Below are 6,457 nucleotides of genomic sequence, written 5' to 3'. Positions count from 1 at the left end.
CGCGAGGTGTTTTTTCGCCGTGCGGCGCAATTGCAGAATCCGCGCGGTGCCGACCGCGACCGTGATCAGCCCGCCGACCACCGCTGCCAGCCCAAGAACTGAAAGGCCGTCGACGCCGTGTTCTGGGCAATGAAGATCAGCAACAGGATCAGGATCAGGAAGCCCGCGATCAGCGCCGGCGCATTGTGGTCGGCGCTGATCGCGGGCTTCCTGATCCTGATCCTGTTGCTGATCTTCATTGCCCAGAACACGGCGTCGACGGCCTTTCAGTTCTTGGGCTGGCACTGGACGCTGCCGCTGGGGGTGGCCATCCTGCTGGCAGCGGTGGTCGGCGGGCTGATCACGGTCGCGGTCGGCACCGCGCGGATTCTGCAATTGCGCCGCACGGCGAAAAAACACCTCGCGGCGGCGCGCTCGGCCGAGGCGAACCGCGGGGTGTGAATCCCGGGCTTTGAGTGCGAGCCGTCAGTGCGCACTCAACCGGGCAGCTTGGCCAACTCCGCGAGCCCCCGAGAGATCAACGGCGCAACCACCTCGGGCGCATGGTCGGAGGTGTCACCCTGGCCGCGCGCCAGGTCCGACATGCGCCTGCGGAAGTCGATGCCGGCCGCGATGATCGCCAGCTTGAAGTACGCCAGCGCCATGTAGAACTCCCAATGCGCCAGCGGCAGCCCGGCCACCAGCGAATAGCGGTCGGCCAGCTCGTCGGCCGTCGGCAGCAGCGGTGACGTCCACGCCGCCTGCGCGTTGACGATGAGGTCGAGCGCGGGATCGCGGTAGACGCACATCAGGGCCGCGTCGCTGAGCGGGTCACCAAGCGTCGAGAGCTCCCAGTCGACGACCGCGCGCACCTTGGTCGGGTCGTCGGCGTCCAGGATCGTGTTGTCGATGCGGTAGTCGCCGTGGACGATTGACGCGCGGCTCTGCTGGGGGATGGACTCCCGCAGCCCGGTGTGCAGCCGCTCCACGTCGGCGTCGCGGCGGTCTTCGGGCAGCCGCACCAACTCCCACTGCGAGCCCCAGCGGCGCACCTGCCGCTCGAGGTAACCGCTCGGCTTGCCGAAGTCGGCCAGCCCCACGGCGTTCGGGTCGACGCTGTGCAGGTCGACCAGCACCCGGATCAGCGAGTCGACGCAGCCCTGGATGGCGGTGTGGCTGAGCGCTTCCAGCTGCGCCCGGCGGCGCACCACCTGGCCCGCCACGAACTCCACGATCTGAAAGGGGGCGCCCAGCACCGACTCGTCCTCGCACAGGGCGATCGCTCGCGCGACGGGCACGGGCGTGTCGTACAGCGCCGCCACCACCCGGTACTCGCGGGACATGTCGTGGGCGGAAGGGGTCAGCCCGTGCAGCGGCGGCCGCCGCACCAGCCAGCTGGTCGCGTCGTCGTACACGCGGAAGGTCAGGTTCGAGCGGCCACCGGAAATGAACTCCGCCCGCAGCTCGCCGTCGCGTTCGAGCCCGAGCGAACGCAGATAGGAGTCCAGCGAGGAAAGGTCCAGCCCTTCCAGTTGGTCAGCTGAGGTCACCGGACTTGTTTACCACCGCCGACGGGCCGGCCCGGTCACCACCGCTGGTTTCTCGGCAATAGGTCCCACACGTGTTCGGTCGTGTTGACCGCCGCGACCGTCGCCTGACCCGAACGGGAGAACAGCAGCCGGGTCACCGACGCGTAGTCGACCGGGAAGGACAACAACCGGGACGTGCCCAGGATCTCGTGCAGCAGCACGTTGATCACCCCGCCGTGGCTGAACACGGCCACGGTGTCGTCGGGCTCGGCCGCCGCGACGAGGTCGTCGACGGCCGCGCGGACACGGGCGCGGAAGGCGTCCTCGTCGACCGCGCTCGGCAGGTGGCCCTGGGCCAGCCGCGCCCATTCCTCGGGCATTTCGGCCTTGATCTGCTCGACGGGGATGTACACCGGAAGGTCGCGGTCGTATTCGGCGAAGCGGTCGTCGATCTCGACGGTCAGGTCCCGCGCCGCGGCCACCGGTTCGGCGGTCTGGATGGCGCGACGCTGCGGGCTGCTCACGACTCGTGACAGGGGGAAGCGGGAGAGCGCCTCGGGCAGGCGTTGCACCTGCGCGAACCCCTCGGCGGAAAGGTCGGGGTCGGAGCCCTCGCCGTGTTCGCTGCGCAGCGGCAGCGCGTGGCGGACCAGGAGCACTTGCATGGCCTCACCTTTTCATGAGGCCGGCCACCCTTGCCCGTCGAGTGGAGAATGCTATTCTCCGCGTGGAGAGCGGGGTGTGCGTGATGACGACTACCGATGACATCGGCCTCGATGCGGGCGTCCTCGCCCGCTGGCTGGACGCGAACGACGCACCGGGCGATGGCGAGACGCCGGTCCTGCACCAGCTCAAGGGCGGTTCCCAGAACACGCTGTACCTGATCGAGCGGGGCTCCGGAAAGGGCGCGGCGCGCATGGTCCTGCGCATGCCCGGCGCGCGCGCCGACGCGGCGCGCATCGACGGCCTGCTCCGCGAGATCCGCCTCGTGCGCGCGCTGTCCGGGACCGACGTCCCGCGCGAGGCGCTGATCGCCGCCGACGACTCGGGCGACCTGCTGGGCATGCCGTTCTACGTCATGGAGGCGATCGACGGTTGGAGCCCGATGGACGGCGGGTGGCGGGCGCCGTTCGACACCGATCTCGAGGCCCGGCGCGGCCTTGCGTTCGAACTCGTCGGAGGTGCGGCGAAGCTGGGCCGGGTGGACTGGCGCGCCCAGGGACTCGAGGGCTTCGGCCGCCCCGACGGGTTTCACGAGCGCCAGGTCGATCGCTGGCTGGCGTTCCTGGACTCCTACAAGGTGCGCGACCTGCCGGGCCTCGACGAGGCCGCCGGCTGGCTGCGGCACCACCGCCCCTCGCATTACACGCCCGGCATCATGCACGGCGACTACCAGTTCGCCAACGTCATGTTCGCCCACGGCGCCCCGGCCCGGCTCGCCGCGATCGTGGACTGGGAGATGACGACGGTGGGTGATCCGCTGCTCGACCTCGCGTGGGCGCTGCTGGGTTACGACGGCGAGAACCCGCGCGACGACGGTTTCTACCTGGACATGAGCGGCATGCCCAAACGCCGCGAATTGCTCGAGCATTACGAGAAACTCAGCGGCCTGTCCACCGAGAACATCGACTACTACCTGGTGCTGGCGAACTGGAAGCTCGGCATCGTGCTGGAGAAGACCTACGCGGCCGCGGTGCGCAAAGGGAACGTGGACCCGAAGATCAAGGACGCGTTCGGCGAGATGATCCCCCGCCTGATCGCGACCGCCGCCGAGCTGTCCAGGGCCCACTGAAATGGGCTACGCCGACAAGCTTTTCGACCTCACCGACCGCGTCATCCTGATCACCGGCGGCAGCCGCGGCCTGGGGCGGGAGATGGCGTTCGCCGTCGCCCGCTGTGGCGCGGACGTGGTGATCGCGAGCCGCAACATGGACAACTGCGTGAGCACCGCCAGGGAGATCGAGGCCGAGACCGGACGCTCGGCCATGCCCTATCAGGTGCACGTCGGGCGCTGGGACCAGCTCGACGGGTTGGTGGACGCCACCTACGAGCGTTTCGGCAAGGTCGACACACTGATCAACAACGCCGGCATGTCGCCGTTGTACGACAAGCTCACCGACGTCACCGAGAAGCTGTTCGACGCGGTGGTCAACCTGAACCTCAAGGGGCCCTTCCGATTGTCAGCCCTGGTGGGCGAGCGGATGGTGGCCGCCGGACGCGGTTCGATCATCAATGTCAGCTCGACCGGGTCGTTGCGGCCCAACGGCGGGATCATTCCCTACGCCGCGGCCAAGGCGGGGCTCAACGCGATGACCGAGGGGCTGGCGCAGGCGTTCGGGCCGACGGTGCGGGTCAACACACTGATGGCCGGTCCCTTCCTCACCGACGTCAGCAAGGCGTGGAACCTCGACGACGGTGGCATGAGCTTCGGTCACCTGTCCCTAAAACGCGCCGGCGATCCCCCCGAAATCGTCGGAGCGGCACTGTTTCTCGCGTCCGATGCGTCGAGTTTCACCACCGGTTCGATCCTGCGCGCCGACGGCGGGATCCCTTAAACACACCCGCGGCGATCGCAAGCGCGGCGCAGCCGGGCGCAGTGGGTCGCCGCATGAGACAACTAGGAGTCTTCAATGTCGTGGGATTTTTCCACCGAGCCGGAGTTCGAGAAGAAGCTGCAGTGGATCCGCGAGTTCGTGCGCGAGGAAGTGGAGCCGCTCGAGGTGCTCTTCCCCGGCTGCGAATTCCTGCCCTTGAACTCCGAGCGCCGGCGGATCGTCGACCCGCTCAAGCAGCGGGTCCGCGACAACGGCCTGTGGGCCCCACACCTGGGGCCGGAACTGGGCGGGCAGGGCTTCGGCGCGGTCAAGCTGACGCTGATCAACGAGATCCTGGGCCGCAGCCCCTGGGCGCCCATCGTTTTCGGCACACAGGCACCCGACACGGGCAACGCCGAGATCATCGCGCGGTTCGGCACCCAGGAGCAGAAGGACCGGTACCTGTCCGGCCTCTTGTCCGGCGAGATCTTCTCGTGCTTCTCGATGACCGAGCCGCAGGGCGGCGCCGACCCGCGAGTCTTCACCACCCGGGCCGAGCGCGACGGCGACGACTGGATCATCACCGGGCGAAAGTACTTCTCCTCCAACGCCTCCGTCGCCTCGTTCTTCATCGTCGTCGCCATCACCGACCCCGACGTGCCCGTCCACCAGGGCGCCTCGACGTTTCTGGTGCCGGCGGGCACCGAGGGGCTGACCATCGAGGCCAATCACCACCTGGTGGGTGCCCCGCCCCACGAACCCGGCCACTCGCTGGTGCGCTACGACGGCGTGCGGGTTCCGTCGGACGCCCTGCTGGGTGAGCCCGGGCAGGGCTTCATGATCCTGCAGACGCGGCTGGCGGGCGGCCGGCTGCACCATGCGATGCGCTCGATCGGCATGGCGCAGCGCGCGGTCGAGCTGATGTCGCGGCGCGCCAAAAGCCGCTTCACGCAAGGAAGTCTGCTCGCCGACAAGCAGCTGGTGCAGGAGTTCGTCGCCGACTCCTACACCGAGCTCATCCCGTTCCGGCTCACCGTGCTGCACGCCGCCTGGCTGATCGACAATGGCGATGAACGGGCCGCCCGCGCCGAGATCGCCGCGTGCAAGATCCTCGCCTCGCAGGTGCTGAAATCGATTGCCATGCGGGCGATTCAGGTGCACGGGGCGATTGGCCTGACCGACCAGCTACCCCTGGTCAACGTGCTGCTCGGGGGCATAGCCCTCGGGTTGGCTGACGGGCCGACCGAGGCGCACAAGGTCAACCTGGCGCGGATGCTGCTCAAGGGCTACGAGGCCGAGGAGGGCGACTGGCCCAGCGAGTCGCTTGAGGTCCGGCGTGCCGCCGCCCGCGCCAAATACGGTGAGCTCGTTGACCAATAGGGTCGCCGCCGCCGTCGAGCGGGCGCTCGACGAGCGCCAGCGTGAGGCCACCGAGGAGGTGGAGCGCATCCTCGCGGCCGCGGTGCGTGTCATGGAACGCGTCGCCCCGGAACCGCCGCGGGTCAGCGACATCGTCGCGGAGGCCGGCTCGTCGAACAAGGCGTTCTACCGGTATTTCGCCGGCAAGGACGACCTGATCCTGGCGGTCATGGAGCGCGGGGTGGCGATCGTCGGGTCCTACCTCGAGCACCAGATGGCCAAGGAATCGAACCCGCGGGACAAGGTCGCGCGCTGGATCGAAGGCACGCTGGCGCAGGTCGCCGACCCGCACCTGATCAGCATGAGCCGCGCGGCCGCGGGGCAGATGTCGCCGGCGACCAATGGGCGCGCCACCGACCGGGAGATGATGCGGCCCCTGCGCGACCTGCTCACCGAACCGGTTGCGGCGCTGGGGAGCAACGATGTGGACCGGGACGTCGAGGCGGTGTTCAGTTGCACCGCGGCGATGCTGCGGCGCTACGTCGGGTCGGCCGACCGGCCCGGACCAGACGACATCGACCACCTGGTCCGGTTCTGCCTGCGGGGGCTGGGGACCGGCTGATGCGCGCCGTGGTCTGCAAGTGCTACGGCACGCCGGAGGATCTGGTCGTCGAGGACGTTGCCGATCCCGTTCCCGGTCCGGGTCAGGTGGTGGTGCGGGTGCACGCCGCGGCGGTCAACTTTCCCGACGTGTTGCTGATCGCCGGGAGGTATCAGGTCAAGATTCCGGTGCCGTTCATCCCGGGCAGCGAGCTGGCGGGTGAGGTGATGGCCGTCGGCGAGGGCGTACCCTTCCGCCCGGGCCAGCGCGTCGCGGCGACCACCTTTTACGGCGCGTTCGCCGAGCAGGCTGTGCTCGACGCGGCGTCGCTGACGCCCGTCCCCGACGGGGCGGACTTCGCCTCGGCCGCCGCATTCGGCGTCACCTACCGCACCGCTTACCACGCGCTGCGGTCGGTGGCCCAAGTGCGACAGGGCGATTGGGTGGTGGTGCTG

Annotated in this window: 8 protein-coding genes and 1 pseudogene; 6 read left to right on the top strand and 3 right to left on the bottom strand. The window is 68.9% G+C overall.

Annotated elements, in window-relative coordinates; genetic code table 11:
* Window positions 1–176: pseudogene (locus tag GPY60_RS26065) on the bottom strand (DUF1049 domain-containing protein); the annotation flags it as partial.
* Between GPY60_RS26065 and GPY60_RS26060 the strand changes: the two are divergent.
* The gene (locus GPY60_RS26060; RefSeq protein WP_156690582.1) at window positions 130–441 is read left to right on the top strand and encodes a LapA family protein; all 312 of its coding nucleotides are present in this window, start codon (window positions 130–132) and stop codon (window positions 439–441) included. The pseudogene GPY60_RS26065 and the gene GPY60_RS26060 overlap by 47 nt on opposite strands.
* A gap of 35 nt (window positions 442–476) precedes the next feature.
* Here the strand turns inward: GPY60_RS26060 and GPY60_RS26055 are convergent, their stop codons facing one another.
* Together GPY60_RS26055 and GPY60_RS26050 are read right to left on the bottom strand one after the other, a co-directional pair.
* A complete protein-coding gene (locus GPY60_RS26055; RefSeq protein ID WP_156690581.1) occupies window positions 477–1,529 on the bottom strand; it encodes a phosphotransferase family protein in 1,053 nt (350 codons plus the stop codon).
* 35 nt (window positions 1,530–1,564) lie between these two features.
* Complete coding sequence (locus GPY60_RS26050) at window positions 1,565–2,173, bottom strand: histidine phosphatase family protein (RefSeq protein WP_156690580.1); 609 nt, start codon at window positions 2,171–2,173, stop codon at window positions 1,565–1,567.
* A gap of 83 nt (window positions 2,174–2,256) precedes the next feature.
* Between GPY60_RS26050 and GPY60_RS26045 the strand changes: the two genes are divergently transcribed.
* The 5 genes from GPY60_RS26045 to GPY60_RS26025 all read left to right on the top strand — a co-directional run.
* Window positions 2,257–3,300: a phosphotransferase family protein gene (locus tag GPY60_RS26045; RefSeq protein WP_156690579.1), complete on the top strand. Its 1,044-nt coding sequence runs from the start codon at window positions 2,257–2,259 to the stop codon at window positions 3,298–3,300.
* A 1-nt stretch (window position 3,301) separates the two neighbouring features.
* Complete coding sequence (locus GPY60_RS26040; RefSeq protein WP_156690578.1) at window positions 3,302–4,063, top strand: SDR family NAD(P)-dependent oxidoreductase; 762 nt, start codon at window positions 3,302–3,304, stop codon at window positions 4,061–4,063.
* A 75-nt stretch (window positions 4,064–4,138) separates the two neighbouring features.
* On the top strand, window positions 4,139–5,422 hold the full coding sequence (locus GPY60_RS26035) for an acyl-CoA dehydrogenase family protein (protein ID WP_156690577.1): 1,284 nt from the start codon (window positions 4,139–4,141) through the stop codon (window positions 5,420–5,422).
* Entirely contained in the window at window positions 5,403–6,023 is a 621-nt protein-coding gene (locus tag GPY60_RS26030) for a TetR/AcrR family transcriptional regulator (RefSeq protein WP_156690576.1), read from the top strand. Before GPY60_RS26035 ends, GPY60_RS26030 begins: the two co-directional genes overlap by 20 nt.
* Window positions 6,023–6,457 (top strand): alcohol dehydrogenase catalytic domain-containing protein (locus GPY60_RS26025; protein WP_156690575.1); only part of this gene is annotated, 435 nt, incomplete at its 3' end. The genes GPY60_RS26030 and GPY60_RS26025, both read left to right, overlap by 1 nt.

It is taken from the genome of Mycobacterium sp. Marseille-P9652, assembly GCF_902652685.1.
Lineage (GTDB): Bacteria > Actinomycetota > Actinomycetes > Mycobacteriales > Mycobacteriaceae > Mycobacterium.
The sequence above is the reverse complement of the archived record's forward strand: the minus strand, read 5'-3'. Positions and strand labels throughout refer to the sequence as shown.

Coding starts and splice junctions, on each gene's coding strand:
- GPY60_RS26060 (WP_156690582.1), top strand. CDS start 130: ATGAAGATCAGCAACAGGATCAGGATCAGGAAGCCCGCGATCAGCGCC.
- GPY60_RS26050 (WP_156690580.1), bottom strand. CDS start 2,173: ATGCAAGTGCTCCTGGTCCGCCACGCGCTGCCGCTGCGCAGCGAACAC.
- GPY60_RS26045 (WP_156690579.1), top strand. CDS start 2,257: ATGACGACTACCGATGACATCGGCCTCGATGCGGGCGTCCTCGCCCGC.
- GPY60_RS26040 (WP_156690578.1), top strand. CDS start 3,302: ATGGGCTACGCCGACAAGCTTTTCGACCTCACCGACCGCGTCATCCTG.
- GPY60_RS26035 (WP_156690577.1), top strand. CDS start 4,139: ATGTCGTGGGATTTTTCCACCGAGCCGGAGTTCGAGAAGAAGCTGCAG.